The following is a 26096-nucleotide window of genomic DNA, read 5'->3' on the forward strand; positions in this document are numbered from 1 at the left end:
TCTTTCTTGCTCCGCAGGAGCAAGAAAGACGGGCCTCATGCGCGAGGACGTTTTCAAAACCAAGCCCGGCCCCGGCCGGAGGGACCACGAGCGCTACAGGTTCTTGACACCCATCGCGCGCATGGCGTTCAGGATGGCGATGATCGCCACGCCTACGTCGCCAAAGACGGCAAGCCACATATTGGCGATACCCAGCGCTGCCAGCACAAGGATCAGCAGCTTAATGCCCAGCGCAAAGATTATGTTCTGCCAAACAATCGACATGGTCTTGCGCGCCACGCGGATCGCGCGGGAAATGTTGGACGGCTTGTCGTCCATCAGCACCACGTCGGCGGCCTCGATCGCGGCGTCGGAGCCCATGGCGCCCATGGCAATGCCCACATCGGCGCGCGTAAGCACAGGAGCGTCGTTGATACCGTCGCCGACAAAGGCGAGCTTGCCCTTGCCACTTTCGGCCGCGAGTAGCGCCTCAACGCGCTCGACCTTGTCGCCCGGCAGGAGCTGCGCGTGGAACTCGTCGAGACCGAGTTGCTTGGCCACAGACGCTGCAACCTCCTCGCGGTCGCCCGTGAGCATGACGGTGCGGTTGATACCGGCGGCATGCAGGTCGCGAATCGTTTGCTCCGCATCGGCCTTAACGGTGTCTGCAATCACGATGTGGCCGGCGTACACGCCGTCAACGAGCACGTGGAGGATCGTGCCGACAACCTCACAGTCCGGTGCTTCAACGCCGGCCGCGGCGAGCATCTTGGCGTTGCCAACGACGACGTGCTTGCCGTCGATGGTTGCCGTCACGCCGTGGCCCGCGTCGTTGGCGGAGTCGCTCACGCGCTTGGGGTCGACCTCGCCCTGGTAGGCGTCGCGCACGGACTGCGCGATGGGGTGATCGAAGAACGACTCAGCAAGGGCTGCGACTTCGAGCAGCGACTGCTCGGTATAGCCAGCCTCGGGGTGCACCGCGACGACTGAGAACGTGCCGTTGGTGAGGGTGCCCGTTTTGTCGAAGACGATGGTGTCCACGTCGGCGAGCGTCTCGAGGTAGTTGGAGCCCTTGATGAGAACGCCCAGCTTGGACGCGCCGCCGATGCCGCCAAAGAAACTCAACGGTACGCTGATCACGAGGGCGCACGGGCAGCTGACGACCAGGAAGGTCAGGCCGCGCAGGATCCAATCGGACCAAGCGCCAGTCACCAGGCCGCCGCCAAGCGCGAGCACCGCGGCAGCGCCAGTGACGGCGGGGGTGTAGACGCGGGCAAAGCGCGTGATGAAGTTCTCGGTGCGCGCCTTCTTTTCGCTGGCATTCTCCACGAGCTCCAGAACACGCGCGACGGTTGACTCGCCAAAGGGCTTGGTGGTGCGCACGTGGATGAGGCCCGTCATGTTGATGCAGCCGCTGATGATATCGTCGCCGGTCTTGGCGGGGCGGGGGACTGACTCGCCCGTGAGCGCGGCGGTGTCGAGCTGGGTTTCGCCCTCGACGATGACGCCGTCGATAGGCACGCGCTCGCCGGGCTTGACCACGATCACGGTGCCGACGGCGATGTCATCGGGAAAGACCTGTTCGAGTGTGCCGTCGGCTTGCTCGACGTTAGCGTAGTCGGGCGCGATGTCCATCATGGCACTGATCGACTTGCGGCTCTTGCCCACGGCGTATGCCTGGAACAACTCGCCGACCTGGTAGAACAGCATGACGGCGGCGCCTTCGGCCATGTGCGGGTCGGTGTCGGGGAAGAGCACCATGGCAAACGCGCCGATGGTCGCGACGGCCATGAGGAAGCTCTCGTCGAAGGCCTTGCCGCGGCGGATGTTATTGAATGCCTTTTGCAGTACGTCGTAGCCGGCAATCAAAAACGGCACGAGGAACAGCGCGAAGCTGGCGTAGATGTTGCCGGGCTCCCCAAATGCGATAGTGAGGGCGCCGAGCTCGTCGAGGGCATAAACAACGGCAAAAATGCCCAGTGCTACCAGGATGCGGTTGCGCTTGTGCTCAAGGGACTCTTTCTTCTTGCGCTTCTTCTTTTTCTTTTTGGGGTCGGCGGCTGCCATGATTCAAACCTCCCATTTGAGTGTATGAACACTTGCTCATATAATTTCGCGAGCAAAGGCCGCGGCAAGCGCGGCCTTACAGGTCAACGTGTGCGCGGGTTAGAGAATGATCTCGCAGTCCGGCTCGGCGTCGGCGGTGAACTCAACGACGCGGTCCAGGACCTCGTCGAACTTGGCGTCGTCGGCCTCGAGCGTCAGCTTCTGGGTCATAAAGTTGACCGAAACGGACTTGACGCCATCGAGCTTAGCCAGCTCGTCCTGAAGTTCACGCGCGCAGTTGGCGCAATCGATCTCGTCGAGCTTAAACTGCTTTTTCATGGTGGGTTCCTTTCCCTGTGTTGGCGGTCTGGGTGCCGGCCGCGCTGATACCGTGGTTGATTGCTATTCGCAGATATGGCTCATGCCCTGGTTGAGCATGGTATAGACATGATCGTCAGCGAGCGAGTAGAGAATGTTGCGGCCGTCGCGGCGGAACTTGACCAGGTGCGACTGCTTAAGCGTGCGCAGCTGGTGCGACACCGCAGACTGCGAGGTCGCGGTCGCTTCGGCGATGTCAGCCACGCAGAGCTCGCGGCCCATGAGGGCATAGAGAATCTTGATGCGCGTGGTGTCGCTGAAGACCTTGAACAGGTCGGCAAGGTCGTAGAGAAGTTCCTCGTCGGGAAGGTCCTCGGGCGAGCAGGTGGTGGGGACGATCGGCTCGGTGGCCTCGATGCCAGTCTTTGTTTCATCAGCGTGGCTGCTCATTGCAATATCCTTTCATATGAACATGCGCTCATATAACTTACTTCCGATTATATGAGCGCATGTTCATATGTCAATACAATTTACGTTAACTTCGATGACTGCTTGCCGCCTCTGCGATTTTCTGCGGGTTGGGAGACATCGACGCAATGCTCGCCAACATATTTCGAGATGTTCGGCCAGCATGCTAAGAAAGCCACCTTGAGAAGCTTTAGGACTGTTCATATTTGTACTTTATCGTGTTAAATACAGCGAGAATCAGTTCTTCCTCTACGGGAGTTCCTGCAGAATCAGTTTTATCTAAAGTTATATTGAGCATTGCTGCAGCCAATCTGGCACATCGGTGGCCGAATAAGTCGAAAAATGTAGGTGGACATCCGCAGAGATCGCCTTTAGAAGAGCGAATTCTCAATTAGATCAATAATCGTGTCGTCTTCCGTGCGGTTTCCATCGATTTTTGCGAACATGTCGCATTCCCAAGGCCCATTGATTTCCTCAGCAAGGGCCCCGACGTGTTGCATGTCGTCGGGTTCTGGCACATCGTTGATGCTCGGGTCATCAGCTTGCGGATATTGGCTTGCAATTTCGCGCTTGGCGGCCTCTTCTTCTTTGAGTGTCTCCAGGACGCGGCGACCGTATTCGAAGTAGCGCCGCAAGACAAATTGACGAAGAGTTTCTTGCAGGATGGCGAAGTTATCCGGGAGTCGACCGGGCCATATCTTCTCGCGAATGCGAATCGCTTCCATGACCCGCCTAAAAGCGGACTGCTTGAAAAACGAATGACGACTAACTGTGATAACGGCATATCCCATGTTTCGCAGCGTGTTTCGGCGTTCCTCGTCAATTGATTGCTGTTCGGGCTCGTCGTGGTAAAAGCCGTTGTATTCGATATCGGTCATCGAATTTTCGAGCAGCGCGTCGAGGTAGAAAACCGTCCGTCGCGTTAGGGCGGCGTATCTTTTGGGGACTGGGATCGGATAGTCCGTTTTGATAGCGCGTATGGCTAAGCCACCCATTGACTTGGGCATTGTCAGCATCATGACAAACGCCGTTTCGAGTGGGGAGCGACAGCCTTCGCGTACATAAGAAAGTGCCTTAAGTGCTTTATTAGATCCACGATACCCCGATGCCTCTGAAAAGAAGGCTCTGAGCTCTTCAACGCTGGTTAGGGCTGGGCGCTCGCGATATTGAGTTTCGTCGGACGTTCCAAGCGCGTAGGAGCCGCAGATTTCAAAGTAATACTCAACGAGCTCCGAAAGGTTGAGGTCGGCTGCTGCTTCTAACGCGCACAGCTTGATATCGACGATGTAGACGTTCGGCTCGAGTTCTAGGTAGCTTTCTGCATCAAACGTATAGCGCGTGCAGTGGCAGATGCAGCCCTTGCGGTGCCTTTTGGCATTATTGGAAAACGTCAGCACATGGATGCTTTCAGAATCGACATTCTTTCTGTTGAGCCATGCTCGCGCCGCTTCCAGGTTGGACGTGGTCGGCGCAGACACCTTGATCTTTTCCATAGATATGGGATCGGTCGCGTGGCTTGCGAGCGAGTTGACTGTTTGGTATACAGCGCGTGCCGTGGTATGTGACAGAACGATTCCCATACGCGCATGATGGCATAGCGGACGCCATATACGCTCGAAACTTCGGGCAACGGTATTGGGGCGCGGCTTATCTTCTGCGAACGGTGGGTTTTTGAGCTGTCGTATTGAGGGGGGCAGCTTCGGCTGGGGAGGTTTCTGTCGGCTGCCCCATTTTGGTGAACTTTAGTTGCGGATTCGTAGCTTCTAAGCGTTTTTGCCGACCGCTCAGATGCCTCACCAACATAATTTGAGTTATTCGGCCTTATCCTATACGAATGGTGCGATCGCAACGTCCTATTCGAATTGATTCAGGTAGATTTATAGGGCTTGGTTGCGAAATTGGGGCGACTATAGCGCTCGATTGCGGTTCAAGGGGCCTTGACTAGTGGTTCAGCTGGCCGAACAACTCGAAAAATGTAGGTGGGCCAACCTGCCGACTATGTGAAGCACGCGTATTTGCTCGTTTTGATGAAAACTAGGGTGCAGCCATAAGGCTGCGCCCTAGTTTACTGCGTGCCGGTGTGCCCAGACGGATTGCGCTGTGCCTGGCAGGCGCTCCCGCAGATGGATCGGTTATTTCGCGAATAGGTTCTTGAGGTTGAACTCGGCTTGGACGGTGCGGAGCATGAGGTCGGTGTCGTCCAAGCCCAGGTGCTGCTCGTTGGCGTCGGCGGCGAGGGTTCCACGGCGGCGCGCCCAGTTCTCGAGCGCGGCTGGGGCGGACTCGCGGGGGAGCGAGCGCACGTCGGCGTCCAGGCTGCGGCAGATCTGGCGCGAGTCGATGACGATGATCTTGCCGGCGCGGCGTGCCTCGGCGTAGCCGTCCAGGTGGATCTTGAACCAGCTGTCCTCAAAGGCGGCGTTGTGTGCCATGTACGGGTACTTCTTCATAAGCTTGAGCAGCTGCTTTTGCAGCTCTTTGTTCTCGCGGAACGGCTTTTTGCCGTCGATGTCGTCCCAGGTGATGTGGTGGATATTCGACAACGGCACATCCTCGCCGCGGTAGATGTCGGGCAGGCCGCAGTAGTGTGCCTCGGCGTCATGCGGGACGGCGTCGCTGGTGAGCTCCATGATCTCCCAGCCCACGTTGATGATATAGCCGCGCTCGGGTGCACGGCCGGTGGTCTCGATGTCGATACCGAGCACGGTGCCCTGGATGGGCTTGCGGGCGTAGGCCACGCCGAGCGCGTCGCGGTCGCCGCGGATTTCGCGCATAACGGACGCGGCGGTGCGCTTTTGCATCTTGCCGATGGCGGCGCAGGTGTCGGCATCGGACAGGCCGCGCGAGAGCGTCGCGGGCGTCACGTTGCGCAGACGCGCCTCGCCAATCTGGTCGCACAGGTCGCGGTTGCGGTCGGCCAGGTCGCGCACGGTGGCAAAGTCGAAGCCGGGGTCGCCCTCGGCGGTAAAGTACTCGGTCTCGAGCACCTTGAGGGCCTCCTCGCCCTTCTGGCGCTCGGACTCCATGGCGCCGTGGTCGCCGTAGATAAACATGGGGATAAACGGCTGGCGCTCGTATTCGAGTGCTTGCGATACGTTCATATGCTACTCCTTGGACGGGCCGCGTTGTGCGGCTCGAGGTTACTAAGTTATGGCGAGATGATAGTTTACCATAGGCAACTATTGGCACCGCGCCCGGGACAACTACAATACCCTAGTTGACCGCTAGGACTTTTACAATGCTGCCGAAAGACACGAAAGGTTCCATCCGTCATGGATTTACTGATTGATATTCTGCTCGACGCCGGCAAGGACACGCTGTCGCTGCTGCCGTTTTTGTTGGTGACGTATCTTGCTCTCGAGACACTTGAGCACGTTGCGGGCGACCGCGTCAACGGCGCTATCAAGCGCGCCGGCGCTGCGGGTCCCGTGGTTGGCTCGCTGCTGGGCATGGTGCCGCAGTGCGGATTTTCGGCCATGGCAGCAACGCTGTACGCCGGCCGTGTCGTGACCTTGGGCACGTTGGTGGCGGTGTTCCTTTCGACCTCCGATGAGATGCTGCCGCTGTTGCTTGCCGAGCAGGTTCCCGTGCAGACTATGGCGATGCTTTTGGCTTCGAAAGCGCTGATCGCACTGGTCACGGGTTTTATCGTGGACGCTGCCATTCGCGGCCTGCGCCGTAACGCCCGCGCGCACGCGGCGATTCGCCGTACCGTGCTGGGAACCGCGGCCAACCCGGCCCACGTGAACTGCGCGCACGACGACCACAGCGGCGGTGACATCATCGACGAGGTGGCCGAGGCAGGCGTGAGCGCCGACCACATCCACGAGCTGTGCGAGCGCGACCATTGCGGTTGTGATGAAGACGAGGACGAGCACGAACACGGACATGGCCACGATCACGGTCATGAGGGCGAACATGAACACCATGATGGTCACGGTCACTCTCACTCCCACGAAGGGACGCCTGTCCTGTCGATCATCCGCAGTGCGATCTCGCACACCGTGCAGGTCTCGGTATTCATTTTTCTGGTGACGCTGATTCTGGTCGCCGTGCTCGAGACGTTCGGCGAGTCCGCGATCGAGCAGTTCCTGCGCGGCAACGAGACACTCGCTGTCCTGGGTTCGGCGCTTGTCGGGCTGATTCCCAATTGCTCGGCGAGCGTGGTCATTACACAGCTGTATCTGGAAGGCGCGCTGCAACTGGCGCCGATGCTCGCCGGCACGCTCATTTCCGCCGGCGTGGGTTATCTGGTGCTGTTCCGCACCAACCGCAGCGCCCGCGAAAATGCCGTGTTCCTGATCATGATGTACGTCATCGGCGCTGGCTGGGGCCTCATCCTCTCCGCCGTTGGCCTCTAAGTAGGCCTAAAAAATGGGCTTCAAATAGCCATGCTCAGCGCCTGCGCAATGCGGCGACGCATGGCATTTTGAAGCCCGTTTTTTGTTGAGCCATGGATTCCGAGCGCTCACACCGCTCAAAACAAAAAGGTAGATTTTAGGCATGTCTCAAAAATCTACCTTGGTTAGTGCAGCAACTCGGTGAGGTTGCGTTTAAAGCGGGCGCGGTCTTCGCTGGTAAATGCTGCCGGACCGCGAGTGCGTCCGCCGGCGCGGCGCACCTTCTTTTCCTCGTGGCGAATAAACAGCTGCATATCGATAGTCGCCTTGTCGTACACGCGCCCGCGCACACCGATGGCGGCGGCATCGCGCCCGAGCACCATGCTCGCCAAGCCAATGTCCTGCGTCACGACCACGTCGCCCGCCTGCAGGCGTTCGACAATGGCAAAGTCGGCGCTGTCGGCGCCCACGCTCACGTCGAGCGTCGTGACCCAAAAGCCGCGACGCGCGTGCTCGGCATCGCGCGGGTCGTCGCGGCGAATGTGCCGTTCCAGGTTTTGCGTGCTGTTGCCGGCGATAACAACGGCGACGCCCGCCCGCCGCGCGCAGTCAATCGACTCGCGCGTGACCGGGCAGGCGTCGGCATCAATAAAGAGCGTTCGCGGCATCTAGTGCACCAGTTTGCCAAATTGAATAGCGCGAACAATCAGCGTTACGCCAAACACCAGCAGCGCGGCGCCGCTAAAGATGACGAGCATCTTGGCCGACCACAGCGGATAGATAAACACGAACATGCCGGCGATGATGGAAAGTGCGCCGCTCAGGATAGCGAGGGCGCGGTTGGACGAAAGCTCGGACTCCAGAATGGACATGACACCTTCGACAATCCAGCCAAAGCCGGCCACGATGACCACCATCGTGGTGAGCGTCGCGGTCGAGAAGGCCTGGTTGCGCAGGATTATGACGCCGCCCAGGATAATGAGTAGGTTGGAGATGATGCTCGTGACGCGCCAGCCGGTGGGCAGCAGCGGCTCAAAAATGGCAGTGAACAGCCTGATGGCTGCCGTAATCACAAAGTAGAAGCCCAGGACGGTCGTCAAAAAGACGAGGGACTTGGCGGGTGCAAAAAGCAGCGCGATACCAGCAATGAGCGCCACGACGCCCGTGATGGCGTAGATCCAGCGCACGGCCTTGACGGCTTTGCCTGCCATGCTTTTCTCGTCAAATCCAAACTGGCTCGATTTTTGGTCATCGTTCTTAAAGATGCCCATAATGTCTCCTTTCCGTGCGGCATAAGCCTTGATCGTTACAACCAGTATCCCCTAAGGGCGCTGACGTATGGGTCGGGGAGGGCGAAACGTAACCCAAAGGCCCCGAATTGTTTCCGTTGTTCCCCACGTCGCGATTTTCTATTCAACAGGTGTAGAACATTGCAGCCCTGTTCGTTATTGCCTACGTTTTAGGTTAGATTTTCCTAAGGACAATTGGCTTGTATTGGGGGTCCCTATGAACGAAGCAGTTCCCGAGGCACCGTCGAGTGTCGAATCGATGGCAAAGCAAGGTTGCGAAAAGCTCGGTCTGGAAGCGTTTGATGCGCTGGTCCGTCGTGCCCGTACGTGCCGCCGTTTTGACGAGTCCATGCGCGTGCCGCGCGAGTTTTTGCTCGAGCTGGCGGAACTGGCGCACCTGGCTCCCTGCGGCGCCAATGCTCAGCGTCTGCGTTTTCACGTGGTGAGCGGTGCCGAGGATTGCGCGCGTGTATTTGACGAGCTCGCATGGGCCGGCGCACTTAAGGATTGGCCGGGTCCTGCCGAGGGCGAGCGCCCGACCGGCTACATCGCGATTCTGGCTGAGCGCGCCGTTCCGGGCAAGCCTGCCGCTCCCATTACCGAGGTCGACACGGGCATTGCCGCGCAGACGATGATGCTCGCCGCCCGCAGCGCTACGCCCGAGGTGGCAGCCTGCATGTTCAAGGCCTTTACGCCCCATGCGATCGATGCCATGGGGCTCGATAACGACAAGTATGAGCTCAAGCTGATCATGGCCTTTGGCGTTCCGGCCGAGACACAGGTGATCGATGAGATCGATTCCAACCCCGACGGCTCCATCAATTATTGGCGCGACGAGGCGCAGGTGCACCACGTACCCAAGCGTCCGCTTGCCGACGTGCTGCTGTAGTTGTGCGTCGTTGCGGTGCAATCCGGCGGCAAAATCACCACAAAGGCTCCTGTCCCCTTTGTGGTGGTACGAGGGGAGGGTGTGTGGCAGATCTGTATTTGGTGCGGCATGGGCAGACTGAGCTCAATGTGCAGAGCATTTTGCAGGGCTGGCACGATTCGCCGCTTACGGCGCACGGGCGCGAGCAGGCGCTGACGGCGCGTACGGCGTTTGCGGCGCGTGGCGTGGCCTTTGATCATGTGTATTCCTCGCCGTTGGGCCGGGCGCGGCATACGGCCGAGCTTATCGTTGGCGAGGGCCGTTCCATTGAGCTGGTCGATGACCTGCGTGAGTGGCATTTTGGCTCGCTGGAGGGCACATCAAATCGCGAGATGCCGCCGCAGCCCTGGGGCGATTATCCGATGGCCTTTGGCGGCGAGTCGGAAGTGCAGCTTCAGTCGCGCATGGTCGCGGCGCTGTCCCGTATTATGGCCCGGCCGCAGCACGACTGCGTGCTGGCGGTTTCCCACGGCTCAGCCTGCCAGGAGTTTCTTGAGTATGTGACTGGCGGGGGAGAGCTACCCGACAACGGTGCCGTGCTTCATTTTGGCTATTGCGACGGGGCGTTTTCGCTCTTGGGTTGGTAACGAACGAAAGGACCCCTATGAATAAAGATCTGTATCTGGTCCGTCATGGACAGACGATATTCAACCTTAAGCGTATCATTCAGGGGTGGAGTGACTCGCCGCTTACGCAGCTGGGTTGCGACCAGGCGGCGCGCGCCGGCATGTTTTTACGTGCGCGCGGCATTGAGCCCGATCATGCCTACACCTCTACGCTTCATCGCACCGAGCAGACTATCGCCAACTTGTGGCCGGGCTTGGCGTACGAGCGCCTGGACGGCCTGCGTGAGTGGTTCTTTGGCGACTTTGAGGCCGAGCGCGTGATGCTTATGCCCGAGCGCCCGTGGCGCGACTTCTATCGGCAGTTTGGCGGCGAGGGCCAGATCCAGGTGCGCACGCGCATGGTGGCGACGCTGACCGATCTTATGCAGCGTCCGGACCATACGTGCGTGCTCGCGGTAAGTCATGGCTCAGCTATCAAGGAGTTTTTGGACCACGTGCGGGGCGCGGCGGCCGACGAGCGCGAACGCGTGCCGGGCAACTGCTCAGTGCTGCATTTTGCGTTTGACGATGCGGCCGATACGTTTGAACTGGTCGAAGTCTTTACGCAGGAAGACTACGCGCGCGAGCTGGGGCTAGAGCCGCTCGTGGCGGCGGCAGGTCCGCAGCGTGGATAACGCTGACGTTGCGGCCCGGTTTACCGGCGTAATTGTTTGATGCGAAAAGGGCGGAGGTGCATGCGTTTGCTGCATCTCCGCCCCTTGTTTGTTTGGATGCTGGGTTTTCCAGCTTAGCGTTTGAGTTCGCTAGAACCGTGAGACCTGGTGAGTGAGCAGACCCGTCGGAACCTGCGGCGCGCTGCCGCTGACCTGCGCGGCGGGGAACAGCACGGCTACAGCAAAGTTGAACGGCTCTTTGCCAGAGTAGGCGCCGGCAGCGCGGGCCTCGTCGGCCAGAATCTGCGATGCCCCAGCCAGTGCGGCGACATAGGCGGAGTCACCGGCGAACACCGGGTCGGGCGCCTGATCGAGCATGGCACGGATGGCGGCAACGGCGTCCTCGCGCTTGACCTCCCACACGCGATGTGTGACGCCCGCGGGATCGGTGACGGCGTAGAGCGATGCGCCCTCTTTGGCAGCGCTCAAAATGATATCCATGACGGGCGACGCCTCGTAGGCGAGCGACACGGGGCGCGGCTGCACCTTGAGCTCGGCGATCGCGCGCGCGGTGGCGAGTGCGTCGATGCTCTCGGCGGCAGCCTCGTCGCCGCCCGTCAGCACGTTAACCGGGCAAATCGCCACGACACCCGTCACGCGTCCCGGCTCTCCGGAGCATTCGTACACGTAATACGCCGCGCCCGGATCTTTGAGCATAAGCCCATCGGTAATCGCGCCGCGCAGGGCTCCGCTGTCACTCAGGATGCTGTCCATCGCAGGCAGCGCCTCGAGCACGCGGTCCTGAGCCGGGCGGATGCAGGGAAACGGAAGAGCTTTCATGGACGGTCCTAACGCGCGAGTCGGTTTGTTCGCGGCTTATTATGCCCCAACTTGGCCGTTCGCGTCCCAGAGCACGTTATCGGCGAGCGCGATTAGCACCTGCTGACAACGAACGATGTCGGCGTGGGGCACATATTCGTTGGGTTTGTGGGCGAGCGCGAGCGAGCCGGGGCCGTAGCTCATACAATTGCGGTTGCCTGTCTTGCCGGCAATGACGGCGGTATCGGTGTAGCCGGTAAAGAAGCCGACGGTCGTGTCCGCGTCCGTTACGTCATCGGCGGCACGCTTGAGCGCTGCTAGAAGGGGAGAGTTCGGGTTGCGCTCGATGGCGGGGCGGTCGCCCGTCACGGTGTAGCTGCCATGGCAACCGGGAACGGTGGCTTCGGCGACGGCGATGACATGCTCGACCATATTGATTGCGGCGGCCGTATCGGTCGGCGGGGTCAGGCGCATGTCGACCCAAACTTTGGCGCGGTCGGGTACGACGTAGGGGCGATATCCGCCCTCGATTTGGCCAAACGTGATGGTCGAAGGCCCCAGCTCATCGTGCGCGGGCAGCGCCGCAAACGCGCGACGAAGCGAACACACGACCTCGGCCATGGCGGCGACGGCATCCGCGCCCTTCCAAGGCTGGCTCGCATGCGCCGTCACGCCAGCCATTTCAATCTCGAACCACGTACGCCCCTTGTGCGCCACCTGGATCTGCCCGTCGGTGGGCTCGGTGTCCAGCACCCATTCGCGCGAGCCGACCCAGCCGGCATTGATGGCCGCCTCGGAGCCGCGCATAAAGTCTTCCTCGTCGACCGAGCAGATGAGCGAAAAGCCGCGGCGTGGCAGCGCGCCATCCGCCGCCACGCGCTCGAGCGTATGGACCAGTGCGGCAATGGCGCAGGCCAGGCCACCCTTCATATCGCAGGCACCGCGGCCATAGAGTTTATCGTCGCGCACAACCGCCCCAAGCGGTGCGATGTCTGCGTCCCAGCCATCGCCCAAGGTGACGGTATCCATGTGGCAGATATAGACCAGCCGCGGCTCGTCGCTTTGGCCCGGCACGGTGACTTTAAGGTTGCGGCGCCCGGGCAGCACTTCGAGCTCCTCAATCTGCACGGCATCGAGCGCAGAACTATCAAGTTGTGCCAGCTGCTGCTCAATGAGCCTCTTAATGAAGCGCTCAATTTCATCCTCATACGCGCCCGGGTCTGAGCTGTCGATCCGCACGAGTCCTTGCGTAAGCCGCCAGGCAAAGTCCTCATCAACCATATGCAACCTCACAATCAGTTTGCTTTCCAAACCGATTGTAAGCCTCCTGAGAGATCCGCGACGTGGGCGTGGCAGTATTTACCGTTCGCAGGCCGAGCCAGCGCGTTTGCCGTCCGAGCGGGTTCACAAGCGACGCAGCGGGTACGTACCCTTCATGGACGACATGCTGTGCGACATATCTGCCTTTCGGTATCACCGGATACCTCCACAGGTCTTGGCAATAATGCCGGACCTGCCCGATTCTGCGGACGATCCGCGCAGGGAGCACCTATGTGAGCATCCGCTCGTCACGCATTTCCTGGGCACCCCGTTACACGTGTTGGCGCAGGGCAGCTGCGGACGTAAGGGCGATCGCATTGTCAGGCATGTTTGGAACGGGGAGAGGCCGTTTGATTCCGTGCGGCAGACGGAGTTTGGCCTCGATGTTGCGTCCCCACTCTTTACCCTGCTGACTCTGGCTTCCTCGGTCTCAAACGAGCGTCTAATCATGTGCATGTATGAGATGTGCGGCACCTTTGCCGTGTGCAAGATTGCGCCTCAGGTAAAGTCGGCACTTGAGCAGGCATATGGGAGCCGATGGAGTGACGCACGGTCGGGCTGGGAAAACGTAAAGGATGTCTCGGGGAATCCAACGGACTTGTGGAAACGACCTCCCTTGATCGAGCTCTCTGAGCTTACAGAGTTCGTCGATAAGGTCCGGGGGCTCCGCGGCGCTAAAACGTTCATACGAGCCGCGAAATGCATTACGGGGGTGGCAGCATCGCCGCTCGAGGTCCAGGCTTCGATGCTGTTTGGCCTTACGAGGTTGCGCGGCGGCGAAGGGCTGAGCCTTACCAATAACGTTGAGATTCGTATGACGCGCAGCGCCCGCCTGATTTCGGGGCTTGATAGGCGCTATGCCGATATCCTGCTGGCAAATAAGGACGGCAGCCGAGAGTGTCTGGTTGAATGCCAGGGTAAAGCCATTCACGGATCCATTGAATCCAAGATTTCGGACTCCGATCGAACGACGGCCTTGCAAGCCATGGGATATCCCGTCGTTCTGATGACCTATGGTCAGCTGGCCGACTTCGATGCCTTCCGCGTGGTGATGGAGCTCATCATGTCCTATCTCGATGTGCCGCTGAAAGACAAGACGCCGCGACAGCAGGAGCTCGAACGGCGGCTTCGTGAGGAGATTTTTATCGATTGGGCGGGAATGTAGTCGCGCGGTGGGTAAACGGTAGCGCGAGCTAGAGTTCTGGTCGCAAAAAGGCTTCAATTTTGCCTTGGAGGGACCCTAAAAATGCTATCTAGAATAAGTTGTTTCGGAAAATAGACAGTCAACTTACATTCGGCACATAGAGACCGATTTTTACCTACTAAAGTCCCTGATAAAGCTGTTTATCAAAGCGGGCGTGCTTAGCGACTGGAGCCTCACTATCGATTATCTGAAAAAACTTGTTCTGGGTATCATTTTAAAGTCGTCCGGAGCAACAAAATCGCCCCCCGTTTCGTGAAAACGGGGGGCGAATGGGCTTCGTGGTCTGTCTGGCAGGTTTGGCGCCGGCGCTACTTAATCACGCGCACGCGATACATCGACGGAATCTGCTTGAGCGCCTCGATCGTGCTGCCGTCCAGGTGCTCATCGGTGTCGAACATGGTGTAGGCGTTCTCGCCAGCGGACTCGTTGGTCATGCGCTGCACGTTGGCGTTGTCCTTGGCGAGAATGGCCGTGATCTGGCCGATCATGTTGGGCACGTTGGCATGCAGGCAGGCAATGCGGCTTGCGGCGCGCGCCTTGCCCATGCTGCAGGCGGGGTAGTTGACGCTGTGCGCGATGTTGCCGTTTTCCAGGTAATCCTTGAGCTCGCTGATGGCCATGTCGGCGCAGTTGGCCTCGGCCTCGCCGGTGCCGGCGCCCGAATGCGTGGTGATAAACGTGTTGGGCATCTTGACGGTCTTGGGCGTGGCAAAGTCGCAGCTAAACCAGCTGAGCTTGCCCTCGCGCAGGGCAGCGTCGACGGCGTCCTCGTCAATGATGGTTTCGCGCGCGTAGTTGATGAGCACGGCGTCGGGCGCCAGCAGGTCGATCTGCTCGGTGCTGATCATGCCGATGGTGTCTGCCTTGCTGGGCACGTGCACGGTGAGGTAGTCGCAGCCGCGGCACAGATCCTCGAGCGTGCCCACGCGCTGCACCTCGCGGCTCAGCACCCACGCGTGCTCGACGGAAATGAACGGATCGTAGCCGTAGACGTCCATACCCAGGTCGACGCAGGCGTTGGCGACCTTGGAGCCCACGTTGCCCAGGCCGATGACGCCGATGCGCTTGCCCTTGAGCTCGCGGCCCACAAAGGCCTTCTTGGCCTTTTCGGCATCGACCTGAATCTCGGGGTCGTCGGCGTTGTTGCGCACCCAGTTCATCGACTGCACGACGCCGCGGCTCGAAAGCACCAGCATGCCCAGGACGAGCTCCTTGACGGCGTTGCTGTTGGCGCCGGGGGAGTTAAAGACGACGACGCCCTTCTTGGCGTACTCCTCGACGGGGATGTTGTTGACGCCGGCGCCGCAGCGGGCGATGGCGCGGATGCCCTCGGGCAGCTCGTAGCCGTGCAGGTCGGTGGAACGCATCAGGATGGCGTCGGCCTCCTCGGCGGTGCTCACAAACTCGTAGCCCTCGCCAAACTCGACTTCGCCGTCTTTGGTGATGTCGTCGATGGTCTTGATCTTGCGCATGGAAAACTCCTTAGCAGGTTTGTTTGAAACAAGTGGTTTGAAGTGGCTGGTCGGCCCGCGGGTTGCGGGCTAGTTAGATCGCGGGCTCAAACTATGCTGCGCTTCGAAGTCCTTCATGTACGTGGCCAGCGCCTGCACGTCTTCCATGGTGACGGCGTTGTACACGCTGGCGCGCATGCCGCCCACCAGGCGATGGCCCTTGACGTTTTGAATCTGGTGCTCGGCCGCGCCTGCGACAAAGGCGGCGTCGAGGTCGGCATCGCCGGTGCGGAACGTGACGTTGGCGATGGAGCGGCTGTCGGCCTGCGTGGTGCCATGGAACAGTTCGCTTTGCTCGAGCAAGTCATAGAGCAGGTTGGCTTTGGCCCAGTTGCGCTCGGCCATGGCGGCAAGTCCGCCGGTCTGCTCAACCCAACGGAACACCTTGCCGCACACGTAGATACCAAAGGTGTTGGGCGTGTTGAGCATGGAGCCCTTGGCGGCCTGGGTCTTAAGGTCCATGTACTGCGGCGTCTGCGCAAAGGCTGGACCGTCGGCGATCAGGTCGTCGCGCACGATAACCACGGTGACGCCCGCGGCGCCGGCGTTTTTCTGAGCGCCGGCGTAGATGAGTCCGTAGCGCTCGACGTCGAGCGGCTGCGACAAAAAGCAGCTCGAGACATCGGCGACCAGCGGTACGTCGCCGAAGTTAGGCAGCTCGTGGTACATGGTGCCAAAGATGGTGTTGTTCTGGCAGATGTAGACGTAGTCGAGCCCGCCGTCCGCGGCCTCGGCGGCAATGCGCGCGTTGATGTCGGCCATGGCGGGAATGCGGTCGAAATTGGCGTCCTCGGAGCTCGCGAGCAGCACGGCCTCGCCGTACTTGGCGGCTTCCTTGTACGCCTTGTTGGCGAAGTTGCCGGTCACGACGTAGCCGGCGCGGCCGCGGCGCATGAGGTTCATCGGGATGCCCGCAAACTGCAGCGTGGCGCCGCCCTGCAAAAACAGAACACGGTAGTTATCGGGGATGCTCAGCAGGCGGCGCAGGGTTGCCTCGGCGTCGTCGATGATCTGCTGGTACATGCTAGATCGATGGCTCATCTCGAGCACGGACATGCCGCAACCGTGGTAGTCCATCATCTCGTCGGCGATCTCGGCGAGCACGCTGGTAGGCAGCGCGGCCGGGCCAGCTGAGAAGTTGTGCACACGTGCCATCTTCTAGTTCCCCTCGTAGTCGTTTGAACGTTCGGGATACTTTAGCACAGTGCAGCGTCAGGCGCGACCGCATCACGGTAAAACTCGAGTGCGCCGCTATGATTTACAGGATGGTTACATGGGGGAGGGGTGCTTTACTCCTCGGGCAAATCCAAATCTGCGAGCGAAGGCATGAGGTTCTCTAGGCGCTTGATTTCTTCGTCGCAAATTAGCTAACCCCTGGTCACTACGACGCCAGTGTGGCGATGACAGCTTCGTCGCCGGCGTGGACTTGGGTGTTGCCGTCGGGGATGATCGTTTGGCCTTCGCGCTTGAGCATCACCACGATAAACGGGTGCTTGCCCTGCGGCACGTCGCGCAGGCGCTGACCGGCCAGGCGACCGTGGGGCGTCACGGTGACCTCGCGCAGCGTAACCTCGGCACGCTCTTCAAACGTTGGCGCGGCCATAACCAGAAGGTCGCCTTCTTCAATTACGGTGTCGCCGTTGGGCAGCACGGGGTGTGCGCCGTCACGCAGCACCAGGACCACGAGCATGTCCGTCGCACTGCCAATATCCGCAAGCGAGCGACCGGCAAACGGATGGCCCGCGCCCACCTTGAGCTTGACGAACGACATGCCGTTTTCGTCGCGGTAATCGTTAAAGGTGCGGCGCACATCGCCTGCTGCATCGATCATGTCGAGCTTCTTTGCCACCGCCGGTAGCAGCGAGCCCTGCACCACAATGCTCGACACGGCAATCACAAAGACGAGGTCAAACAGGTCGTGCCCACCGGGAACACCGGCCACCACGGCAAAGAGGCTAAACACGACCGAAGCCGCGCCGCGCAGACCCGCCCAGCTTACGAGCGCCACCTGGCGAGGGTTCGTCTTAAAGGGCGCCAACAGCAGGCTGACGGCGATGGGGCGGCTCACAAAGAGCATAAACGCCATGAGCGCCAGGCCGGGTAGCAACATTTGCGGCAGGCGTGCGGGCGTCACGAGCAGGCCGAGTAAGAAGAAGATCGTCATCTCGGCCATCTCGGTAAGGGTATCGAAGAAGTGCGCCATCTCGACCTTGCCGGTGATGTCGCTCGCGCCCAGAACAATACCTGCCAGGTATACAGCCAAAAAGCCGTTGCCGCCCAGGTAGCTCGGCAGCGCGTAGGCAACGATCGCCACGGCGAACAAAAAGATAGTCTGCGCGCCCTCGGCCGTTGCGTGTGCGCGCTCAATCAGACGGCTGGATGTCCAGCCGATGGCAAGGCCCAGCCCCACGCCCAGGATGATCTGCTTGGCCAGCAGCACGGGAATGTCGATATTGCCGCCCGCCGCGAGGGTCGCGAGCACGGCGGTGAGCATGTAGGCGACGGGGTCGTTGGAGCCCGATTCGACCTCGAGCAGCGAGTCGGTGCCGCCCCTCAGCGACAGGTTGTGCTCGCGCAGCACGCTAAAGACGCTGGCCGCGTCGGTGGATGCCACGACCGATCCCAGCAGCAGGCCGCCGATCCAGTCGAAGCCCAGCACAAAGTGGGCGAACACGCCGGTGATGCCAGCAGTGATGACGACGCCGAGCGTGCTCAGCAGCACCGCCGGCGCGGCGACGGGCTTGGCGCGGTCTATGTTGGTGTTAAAGCCGCCGTAGAACATGATGAACAGCAGCGCCGTGCTGCAGACGGTTTCGGTGAGCGCGTAGTCGCTAAATTCGATGTGCGCCGGCCCGTTGACGCCCAACAGCATGCCGAGCGCGATAAAGATGAGCAGGGTGGGGAAGGGGAGTTTTTTGCCGACGGGTTTGATGGTCAGGCACAAAATGATGACGAGGCCGATAAAAAGAAGGATCTGGTTCATGGATAGTGTCCGCTCCTGGGTGGTTGGCGTGGCACGGTCAGTTGTCTGCGGTTATTTGTACCCAAAGATGGTGGGTTTATGGGGTTGGATTGCGGGCGTGCGCGATATCGTCATAGACGGCTGTCGTCTTTGCCTCTGCTCGGAAACCCTTTCCAGCTTTATTGCAACGGAGTACAATGGGTAACGTTTAAGTTCAACTTGAAGTTTTAGTTACGGCTCCGGGCTTCGGCCGCAATGCAAGGAAAGGCGTACCATGGCGATCTATGTGACATCTGATGCTCACGGGCACGTGCGTGCGCTTGACGAGGCCCTGTCTAAGATCTCGTTGACGTCCGACGACACGCTGTACGTGCTGGGCGACATGATCGATCGCGGGCCCGATCCGGTCGGCGTTATTAAGCTCGTGCGCTCGCTGCTCAACGCCCGTGTGCTCAAGGGCAATCACGAGCAGATCATGCTCGATGCCATCATTGGCCAGGATCCGCTCGATGCCGAGACCTGGGATATCAACGGTGGCTGGACGACGCGCGAGCAGCTCAACGACATGGAATTTGAGGCATACGAGGAGCTCGTGCGATGGATGGCCGCGCTGCCGCTCTACGCGGTGGTCGAGACCGAGGAGCGCCCGTATCTGCTGGTACATGCTGGAATCGAGATGAAGGCGGCGCGCGCGTTTTTACTTGAGCATGGCGTCGATTGTGCCGATGGCGTCGGAGCGGTGGGTGCCGATCGCGAGCTGCTGCAGCAGATGCTCGCGGTGCAGTCGTCCGATGACCTGCTGTGGATTCGTCACGGCTATTGGGATGCGCCGACGGGACTGCTTTCTGCCGAGGGCGAGGGCCCGGTCGTGGTGAGCGGCCACACGCCCACGGTGTCGCTTGGGCGCTATTGCGAGGTTGGCGGCCTGGCGGGGCTCGATGAGGAGTCGGGCCGCGGGCAGATTGTGCGCCTGGGTGGCGAGGATACCGCCGGCGTGCCCGATCGCATCGATATCGACTGCGCCGCCGCCACCGGCTCCGAGTTCGGCCGCGTCGGTATCCTGCGCCTTGATGACGGCGCCGAGTTCTATGCGAACATCAACCCAGGCGAATAATCGGTGCAAAGGGTAGCTAATTTGGGACGGAGCTTTTTTGACTACTTTCGGAGAATAGCGCCTTCTTGCTCGGTAAGCGCGAGAAATGAGGAGCGTCTGCGTCCTCGGCAGTGCGAAAATGCTCGAAAAACCATCGCAACGGAGTCAAACGACGTTGCGACGGTTCTTTTTTGGCTGCCCGCTGGCTAAGTGAGTAGACTTTTTTGGAAATGCCGAGCAGCCGGCAAATTTGCCTCAACAAAACCGCAGGTCACTGACTTGTGTTTTGCCGGTGTGGTCAGGGATTCGGCAAAAGTCTACTCACTTAGTTTTGCGTGTCACAAATCGTCCGCAACGAGACCCCCCATTGCGCCAATTAGGCGCCGTACGGGTTGCGGTCGCGTTCGATGCGTTGGCGGATGTGGGCGTACTCGATTATCAGCAGCACCAGGAGTAGGGCCATGATGGCTAGGTAGCTCACCACGGCGCCCATCAGACCCAGCAGGTTGATCAGGATCACCGGCAGCACTACGCTTACGGCGAAGCAGATCAGGTAGATTTTGGTGACGTCGCCGGCATGGCGCAGCACCGTGATGATGGCGTAGATAAAGTCGATGGCCGCGGTGACGCCGCCGGCGACAACCATCAGCAGTGCCAGCGTGCGGTAGCGCTCAAAATTGAGGCCGTACATGAAGCTCATGAGGGGAATACCGGGACCTGCCATAAATGCGGCGCACACGCTGGTGATGACCACGATCAGTGCCATAACGGCAACAATAATCAGGTCAAAGCGGCGACGCTTGCGCGGATTCGTCCAAATGCTCGACAGACGCAGAAGCTGCGGTTTATAGACAAATCCGATGCTCAACAAAATGGCCTGCGCTGGAAAGAACAGGGCATTAAAGTACAGCTGATATTTGTATGCCAGCGTGCCTTCCATCACAAACTTGGGCATGCTCTCAATAAGGTTGAACAGGAACAGTGCACCAAAGAGCGGGGCGCACTGGACAAACAGGTGGCCGACCTCGCGCAGGCTCACGTGGCGCGATTTTTCGGTCTCGAGCAGGGCAAGCGGCGCGGTGACCAGCACGAGCGAGGCGATGGCGGTGACACCCATGGCCATGGCCGCGATGGGCATACTGCGCGTGAGGAACAGCGCCACGCTAAAGACCGCGATGACGCCGACGGATCGTAGCGTTTGGCTCATGCCGGCCAGGTAGAGTTTGTCGGCCTGCTGCAGGCGGCCCTCGTACACGTCGGCAATGCCGTCGATCACCTTATACAGGTAGACGCCCAGGCCGATTGTGGCCATCTGCGCATCGTAGCCGCGGGCGCTGCTGTATACCAGGCCGCATGCCAGCGCGAGCGCTCCGCAGATCAAGCGGTTGAGCTGGTAAGAGGCAAAGGACGTCTTTTCGTCGATATCCGAGACCTGGAAATTGCGCACGCCGTAGTTGCACGCGATCATGATGAGCGTGCCGGTGACAAAGGCGATGGAGAATTTGCCAGCCTCCTCGGCGCCCACGAGCTGTGTGGACACGATGGTGAGCAACGGAAACGCCATGCCCCACACGGCGGTGCCCAGGGTATTCCAAAGGTAGTCGCGACGGGTGGCGTGATCTTCGTACTCGGCTTCTTGCGTGGAGAAGCCGCCGCCGTAGACGGCTCCGAGCAGGCGGTTCCACCAGGCATTGACCATGCGGTGGATGGGGCCGGGCTGGCGATCGCGCTCGCGGCGACGGCGTGTGGCCTGGCTGCTGTCGGGACCGCCGGCGTTACGCTGGCTTAGCTCTTGGATTCGTGCGAGCTCCTCGGCGGTGTGCGATGCGGGGAACAGGCCGTTCTCGATGCGTCCGCCCTGCCCGTGCGCCCCGTCCGATACGGTGGGGTCGGCGACGCCATTGCGGCGGGCGATGGCGCGGCGAATGCTATCGATGGGCGTGATGCTCAAAGCGGAGTCCTTTCTATTGCTGCGCTCTAGTATAGACGCGACGGTGTTCGTTCGTGTTTTTGAACAGGTTGTTCGATAATTTCGGCGGCGCCATTCAGTAGACGGCACTTAGGGACGCTCTTTTTGTGCCGGCACTTTGGGAACGTCCCTAAGTGCCGGCATCTGGGGACACTCCTTGGTTGTTGCCTGTTCAAGAGTGTCCCTGATGGCTAGTCGTTTAAGAACGTCCCCAATGACTAGGCCGCTTGCGTGCGATTTTTGACCGTTGGGCGGGTGCTTCGCCGCTGCCGCAAAAACGTTTTTGCATATCGGGTACAACGGGCTTTACGTGAGTAAAGTGCGCGCCGCGTTCACGTGTCGCGCTTTTAAAGGAGGCTCCATGCCTGGTGTTACCCCTGCAGAAGTTTTGTCCAACTTTGGTCTTACGCTGGTCGAAGATCCCGCCGAGAATCAGCCCCGTCTGCTGGTCGATCTGCCCGCCGCGGAGCTCGTCGAGCACGCCATCCGCCGCGAAGAAGGCCGCATGGCATCCAACGGCGCGCTGGTGATCGAGACGGGGGAGCGCACTGGCCGTTCTCCCAACGACCGCTTTATCGTTGACACTCCCGATGTTCACGACAAGATCGCCTGGGGCGCCGTCAACCGACCGCTTTCGATCGAGAGCTACGAGACCATCAAGGCCGGTATCGTCGACTACCTCAACGAGCACGACGTGTTCGTCACCCGCGGTATGGCCGGCGCCGACCGCAACCACACGCGTCGACTGCTCGTTGCCTGCGAGCGTGCCAGCCAGGCGCTCTTCATTAAGCAAATGCTTGCCCGTCCGCTCGCTCGCGAAATTGCGCGCACCGGTGAGCCGGACTTCTGCGTGCTCGCCGCTCCCGGCTACCAGTGCGATCCTGCCATTAAGGGCCTCAACTCCAGCGCCGCCGTGGTCATCAACTTCCAGGAACGCGTGATTCTGGTCGCCGGCACCGGCTACTCCGGTGAGATCAAAAAGTCGATCTTCAGCGTCATGAACTACCTGCTGCCCGTCGAGGACGACGTGCTGCCCATGCACTGCTCGGCCAGCATGGATCCTGTCACGCACGAGACCGCCGTGTTCTTTGGCCTGTCCGGCACCGGCAAGACCACGCTTTCGGCCAACCCCACGCGGCTGCTGATCGGCGACGACGAGCACGGTTGGTCCGACATGGGCATCTTCAACATCGAGGGTGGCTGCTACGCCAAATGCGAGGGCCTGGACGCGTTCCACGAGCCCGAGATCTTCAACGCCGTCCGCTTTGGTGCCATCTGCGAAAACGTGGTGCTCGACGAGAACCGCAAGCCCAACTACGACGACGTCTCGATCACGCACAACACGCGCGTGGCCTACCCCGTCGAGCATATCCCCAACGCGTGGACCAAGGGCATGGGCACCACTCCAAGCGTCGTGCTCTTCCTGACCTGCGATGCCTTTGGCGTGCTGCCGCCCATCTCGCGCCTGACGGCCGACGCCGCCATGTATCACTTTGTGACGGGCTTTACGGCCAAGATCCCCGGCACCGAGGTCGGCGTCACCGAGCCCACGCCCACGTTCTCTTCGCTGTTTGGCGAGCCGTTTATGCCACTCGACCCCATGGTCTACGCTAAGATGCTCGGCGAGCGCATCGCCGACGGTCGCACCCGCGTCTATCTGGTCAACACCGGCTGGATCGGCGGCGGCTACGGCGTGGGCCATCGCATTGAGCTGGCCTACACGCGCGCCCTAGTCGCGCGCGCCCTCGACGGCACCATCGAGGACAGCGAATTCGTCCACGACGATATCTTTAACGTCGACATTCCCACCACGTGCCACGGTGTACCCGACGGCATCCTGGTGCCGCGCCAGTACTGGCAGAGCGCCGCTCGCTACGACGAGGCCGCGCACAACCTGGCCGTGATGTTCGAGGAGAACTTCGAGAAGAAGTACTCGCACCTGCCTGAGTCCGTCAAGGCCGCCGGCCCGCACGCCCAAGTGCCCGCCGAGGCCCGTCATCGCGGCCGCGGCTTGCTGGGACTCCGCCACTAGCGTCGCCTTCGACCCAAAATCACCACAAAGGGGACAGGCACCTTTGTGGTGGTTTTACTCGCGCGGATGACTCGGGTTACAATACGCCTGACATATCGTCCCCTTCTCCGGATGGGGACAGCGTAAGCGCTCTTGTGACGGCACCGTAGGACTTTGAAGGTGGCCGTTGTAAGGGCGCTTTTTGTTTGGGTGTCCGGGCTCGGGCGCACGCTATGAAGGGAGAGCATATGAAGAGTTTCGTTGCCGAGGATTCGTTTTGGGAGCTGTTTCCGCAGGCGGCAATCGGTGTTGTGGTCGTGGAGGGCATGAAGCCCGCGGCCCGGATTCCTCAAGAGGACGTAGATGCCATTGCGGCGCTGCTTGACCGCGCCAACATCGATGCGGAGCGTCATCTGACCAGCGACACTATCAGCGAGAATGTGCCGGTCAAGGCATGGCGCGAGGCCTATCGTCTGTTCAAGACCAAAAAGGGCGCGCGTTGCTCAATCGAGAACCTGCTCAAGCGCGTGCTCAAAGGCAAGCCGGTAGGCCACATTACGCCCGCGGTGGATATTTACAACACGGTGTCGTTGACCTACGCGCTGCCCGTTGGCGGCGAGGATCTGCATGCGATTGAGGGAGATCTTCGCTTGAAGGTGACTGACGGTGGCGATGCGTTTGTGCCGCTTGGCGAGGAAGCGGATGATCCGACACTGCCCGGCGAGCTCGCCTATATCGATGATGCAGGCGCCGTGTGCCGCTGCTGGAACTGGCGCGACGGCGTTCGCACGGCGCTGTCCGACGATTCGGCGGACGCATTTCTGGCGATTGAGTGCGTGGAGCCCGAGCGGATGGGGGACTGTCAGGCCGCGATCGATCGCTTAGCCGAGCTGCTCGAGCGCTATCTGGGAGCGACGGTTGTCGTCAAGACGCTTGTGACCCGCGACAATCCTTGCGTGGAGCTGTAGCGACGCCTAGAACTTATTGAGGTTCAAAACCACCACAAAGGTGCCTGTCTCCTTTGTGGTGGTTTTTATGTTGATGAGTTAACAAATAGGGTATGCGGGGCCGGCAGCCGATGAGTACGGCTAAGATGTTTACCCGTTAGCATCATGTAAGCGAAAGGCGGTCGTCACCATGCAGCAGAACGACGAGACACGTTTTGAGGACTTTGTCGGACTGATCAGCGGCCTCTACAAGGAGATTCAGCGTATCAAGACGTCCGAAGGCGCAAGGCTGGGCCTCAAGGGCTCCGACGTTATGTGCCTGTACTATCTTGAGCGCAGCAAGGACGGCCTGACTGGCGCCGACCTCGCCCGCATGGCCGGCGTTACCCGTGCCGCCGTTTCGCGCACACTGGCACATCTGGAGGAGGGCGGCTACGTCGAGGTTGACGACTCGGGTGATGCGGCCGTCAAGTATCGTGCTCCGGTGCGCCTGACTGCCCTGGGCGGCGAGAGCATGAGCGAGGCCGATCGCATCATTCGCGAGGTGCTCGATACCACCGGCAAGGCCATGGGCGTGGAGCAGCGCGAGCAGATGTATGCATCGCTGCGCACGATCCTCAACACCCTGCGCGAGATCTAGAGCCGCGCTGGCGCTAGCTTTCAGCCAAGAACTGCATCGTCCCGTTTGAGCGCGTACGCCGTGCCGGGACATTGCTGTCAAAATTCCCTGCGCGAGACCTGCGCAAGAAAGGATTCGTTATGTCCGTCCGCATTATTACCGATTCCGCAAGCGATATGTCGCCGGCGGAGCACCCCGCTCTGCGTGTTCTGCCGCTGTCCGTCACCTTCGGCACCGATGTGTATATGGATGGCGTCGACATCGATCACCAGCGCTTTTACGAGATGCTTGTGGAGCGCGATGAGCTGCCCAAGACCGGTCAGGTCAACCCGTACGCCTTTTCGCAGGCGATTGCCGAAGCGCGTGAGGCCGGCGACGAGGCGGTGATTATTACCGTGGGTGCCAAACTTTCGGGGACCAATCAGAGCGCCCGTACCGCACTTGCCGAGGCGCCGGGCGGCGACGTGTTCGTCGTGGACAGCAATAACGTGACCTTGGGCGAGCGCGTGCTGGTCGAGTATGCGCTGCGCCTGGTGGACGAGGGCCAGGGCGCGGCTCAGGTTGCGGCGGCTGTCGAGGCCGTGCGCGACCGCGTGGTCGTCATCGGCCTGCTCGAGACGTTGGAGTACCTGGTGCGCGGCGGTCGCCTGTCTGCTGCGGCCGGTGCCGTGGGTACGCTGCTCAACGTAAAGCCCGTGGTGGCTGCCGAGGACGGTCTGATCGTGCAGCTGGGCAAGGCGCGCGGTTCCAAGAACGGACGTAACCTGCTCAACCAGAAGGTCGAAAAGGCGGGCGGCATCGACTTTTCCATGCCGCTGGCGCTCGGCTATACGGGCCTTTCGGATGCGGTGCTCAAGAAGTATATCGAGGACAGCGCGGCACTGTGGACTGGCCACACCGAGGGTGAACTGCCCGTTCACACCATCGGCGCCACCATCGGCACCCATGTAGGCCCCGGCGCCGTAGCCGTAGCCTTCTTCCAACCCGTTAACTAGCCCACCTGCCAAAACCACCACAAAGGGGACAGTGAACTGCCTCCCATTTCTTGGACATC

At 60.5% G+C, this 26096-nt stretch carries 23 protein-coding genes; 10 read left to right on the forward strand and 13 right to left on the reverse strand.

The window, feature by feature from the left end; translation table 11 throughout:
* Window positions 1-93: 93 nt before the first annotated feature.
* From DW024_RS05170 to DW024_RS05190, 5 genes are all read right to left on the reverse strand, one after another.
* Window positions 94-2046, reverse strand: coding sequence for a heavy metal translocating P-type ATPase (locus tag DW024_RS05170; protein ID WP_055252068.1), 1953 nt, complete (start codon window positions 2044-2046; stop codon window positions 94-96).
* Window positions 2047-2145: 99 nt separating this feature from the next.
* Window positions 2146-2364, reverse strand: a complete 219-nt coding sequence (locus tag DW024_RS05175) for a cation transporter (RefSeq protein WP_055252067.1) — start codon at window positions 2362-2364, stop codon at window positions 2146-2148.
* Window positions 2365-2427: 63 nt separating this feature from the next.
* Entirely contained in the window at window positions 2428-2793 is a 366-nt protein-coding gene (locus DW024_RS05180; protein WP_055252065.1) for a helix-turn-helix transcriptional regulator, read from the reverse strand.
* A 389-nt stretch (window positions 2794-3182) separates the two neighbouring features.
* Window positions 3183-4304: a hypothetical protein gene (locus DW024_RS05185; protein WP_118377124.1), complete on the reverse strand. Its 1122-nt coding sequence runs from the start codon at window positions 4302-4304 to the stop codon at window positions 3183-3185.
* 639 nt (window positions 4305-4943) lie between these two features.
* The gene (locus tag DW024_RS05190) at window positions 4944-5912 is read right to left on the reverse strand and encodes a DNA polymerase III subunit epsilon (protein WP_089572078.1); all 969 of its coding nucleotides are present in this window, start codon (window positions 5910-5912) and stop codon (window positions 4944-4946) included.
* A gap of 171 nt (window positions 5913-6083) precedes the next feature.
* Here DW024_RS05190 and DW024_RS05195 point away from each other — a divergent pair, with 171 nt between their 5' ends.
* Complete coding sequence (locus DW024_RS05195; protein WP_118377125.1) at window positions 6084-7172, forward strand: putative manganese transporter; 1089 nt, start codon at window positions 6084-6086, stop codon at window positions 7170-7172.
* A 164-nt stretch (window positions 7173-7336) separates the two neighbouring features.
* Here the strand turns inward: DW024_RS05195 and DW024_RS05200 are convergent, their stop codons facing one another.
* Together DW024_RS05200 and DW024_RS05205 are read right to left on the reverse strand one after the other, a co-directional pair.
* The gene (locus DW024_RS05200; RefSeq protein WP_055252057.1) at window positions 7337-7819 is read right to left on the reverse strand and encodes a DUF188 domain-containing protein; all 483 of its coding nucleotides are present in this window, start codon (window positions 7817-7819) and stop codon (window positions 7337-7339) included.
* On the reverse strand, window positions 7820-8422 hold the full coding sequence (locus tag DW024_RS05205) for an HdeD family acid-resistance protein (RefSeq protein WP_117634980.1): 603 nt from the start codon (window positions 8420-8422) through the stop codon (window positions 7820-7822).
* Between the two features lie 235 nt (window positions 8423-8657).
* Between DW024_RS05205 and DW024_RS05210 the strand changes: the two genes are divergently transcribed.
* The 3 genes from DW024_RS05210 to DW024_RS05220 all read left to right on the forward strand — a co-directional run bounded on the left by DW024_RS05210 (window position 8658) and on the right by DW024_RS05220 (window position 10608).
* Window positions 8658-9329, forward strand: a complete 672-nt coding sequence (locus DW024_RS05210; protein ID WP_158572163.1) for a nitroreductase family protein — start codon at window positions 8658-8660, stop codon at window positions 9327-9329.
* 83 nt (window positions 9330-9412) lie between these two features.
* Entirely contained in the window at window positions 9413-9955 is a 543-nt protein-coding gene (locus DW024_RS05215) for a histidine phosphatase family protein (protein ID WP_118377127.1), read from the forward strand.
* 17 nt (window positions 9956-9972) lie between these two features.
* Window positions 9973-10608, forward strand: coding sequence for a histidine phosphatase family protein (locus tag DW024_RS05220; RefSeq protein ID WP_117563979.1), 636 nt, complete (start codon window positions 9973-9975; stop codon window positions 10606-10608).
* A 129-nt stretch (window positions 10609-10737) separates the two neighbouring features.
* Here DW024_RS05220 and DW024_RS05225 read toward each other — a convergent pair whose 3' ends face one another.
* Together DW024_RS05225 and DW024_RS05230 are read right to left on the reverse strand one after the other, a co-directional pair.
* Window positions 10738-11427 carry a DUF1015 family protein gene (locus DW024_RS05225; protein WP_117797864.1) on the reverse strand — a complete coding sequence of 230 codons (690 nt, stop codon included), beginning with the start codon at window positions 11425-11427 and terminating at the stop codon, window positions 10738-10740.
* Between the two features lie 39 nt (window positions 11428-11466).
* Entirely contained in the window at window positions 11467-12687 is a 1221-nt protein-coding gene (locus DW024_RS05230) for a M20 family metallopeptidase (RefSeq protein WP_118377128.1), read from the reverse strand.
* 487 nt (window positions 12688-13174) lie between these two features.
* On the opposite strand from DW024_RS05230, the gene DW024_RS10070 reads away from it, so the two are divergent.
* Window positions 13175-13891, forward strand: a complete 717-nt coding sequence (locus DW024_RS10070; RefSeq protein ID WP_128620169.1) for a hypothetical protein — start codon at window positions 13175-13177, stop codon at window positions 13889-13891.
* Window positions 13892-14238: 347 nt separating this feature from the next.
* Here the strand turns inward: DW024_RS10070 and DW024_RS05240 are convergent, their stop codons facing one another.
* From DW024_RS05240 to DW024_RS05250, 3 genes are all read right to left on the reverse strand, one after another.
* Window positions 14239-15402: a phosphoglycerate dehydrogenase gene (locus tag DW024_RS05240; RefSeq protein ID WP_118377129.1), complete on the reverse strand. Its 1164-nt coding sequence runs from the start codon at window positions 15400-15402 to the stop codon at window positions 14239-14241.
* Window positions 15403-15471: 69 nt separating this feature from the next.
* Window positions 15472-16596, reverse strand: a complete 1125-nt coding sequence (gene serC, locus DW024_RS05245; RefSeq protein WP_118377130.1) for a 3-phosphoserine/phosphohydroxythreonine transaminase — start codon at window positions 16594-16596, stop codon at window positions 15472-15474.
* A 226-nt stretch (window positions 16597-16822) separates the two neighbouring features.
* Window positions 16823-18424, reverse strand: a complete 1602-nt coding sequence (locus tag DW024_RS05250; protein ID WP_118377131.1) for a potassium/proton antiporter — start codon at window positions 18422-18424, stop codon at window positions 16823-16825.
* A gap of 253 nt (window positions 18425-18677) precedes the next feature.
* Between DW024_RS05250 and DW024_RS05260 the strand changes: the two genes are divergently transcribed.
* A complete protein-coding gene (locus DW024_RS05260; protein ID WP_118377133.1) occupies window positions 18678-19517 on the forward strand; it encodes a metallophosphoesterase family protein in 840 nt (279 codons plus the stop codon).
* A gap of 355 nt (window positions 19518-19872) precedes the next feature.
* Here DW024_RS05260 and DW024_RS05265 read toward each other — a convergent pair whose 3' ends face one another.
* Window positions 19873-21447 carry a lipopolysaccharide biosynthesis protein gene (locus DW024_RS05265; protein WP_233541339.1) on the reverse strand — a complete coding sequence of 525 codons (1575 nt, stop codon included), beginning with the start codon at window positions 21445-21447 and terminating at the stop codon, window positions 19873-19875.
* 379 nt (window positions 21448-21826) lie between these two features.
* Here DW024_RS05265 and pckA point away from each other — a divergent pair, with 379 nt between their 5' ends.
* The 4 genes from pckA to DW024_RS05285 all read left to right on the forward strand — a co-directional run bounded on the left by pckA (window position 21827) and on the right by DW024_RS05285 (window position 26037).
* Window positions 21827-23497 carry a phosphoenolpyruvate carboxykinase (ATP) gene (gene pckA / locus DW024_RS05270; protein ID WP_199576933.1) on the forward strand — a complete coding sequence of 557 codons (1671 nt, stop codon included), beginning with the start codon at window positions 21827-21829 and terminating at the stop codon, window positions 23495-23497.
* 227 nt (window positions 23498-23724) lie between these two features.
* Window positions 23725-24444: a B3/4 domain-containing protein gene (locus DW024_RS05275; RefSeq protein WP_118377134.1), complete on the forward strand. Its 720-nt coding sequence runs from the start codon at window positions 23725-23727 to the stop codon at window positions 24442-24444.
* A 169-nt stretch (window positions 24445-24613) separates the two neighbouring features.
* Window positions 24614-25063 carry a MarR family winged helix-turn-helix transcriptional regulator gene (locus DW024_RS05280; RefSeq protein ID WP_022093866.1) on the forward strand — a complete coding sequence of 150 codons (450 nt, stop codon included), beginning with the start codon at window positions 24614-24616 and terminating at the stop codon, window positions 25061-25063.
* Between the two features lie 119 nt (window positions 25064-25182).
* On the forward strand, window positions 25183-26037 hold the full coding sequence (locus DW024_RS05285) for a DegV family protein (RefSeq protein WP_118377135.1): 855 nt from the start codon (window positions 25183-25185) through the stop codon (window positions 26035-26037).
* Window positions 26038-26096 lie beyond the last annotated feature (59 nt).

This window comes from Collinsella sp. AF37-9 (assembly GCF_003475115.1).
Taxonomy (GTDB): domain Bacteria; phylum Actinomycetota; class Coriobacteriia; order Coriobacteriales; family Coriobacteriaceae; genus Collinsella.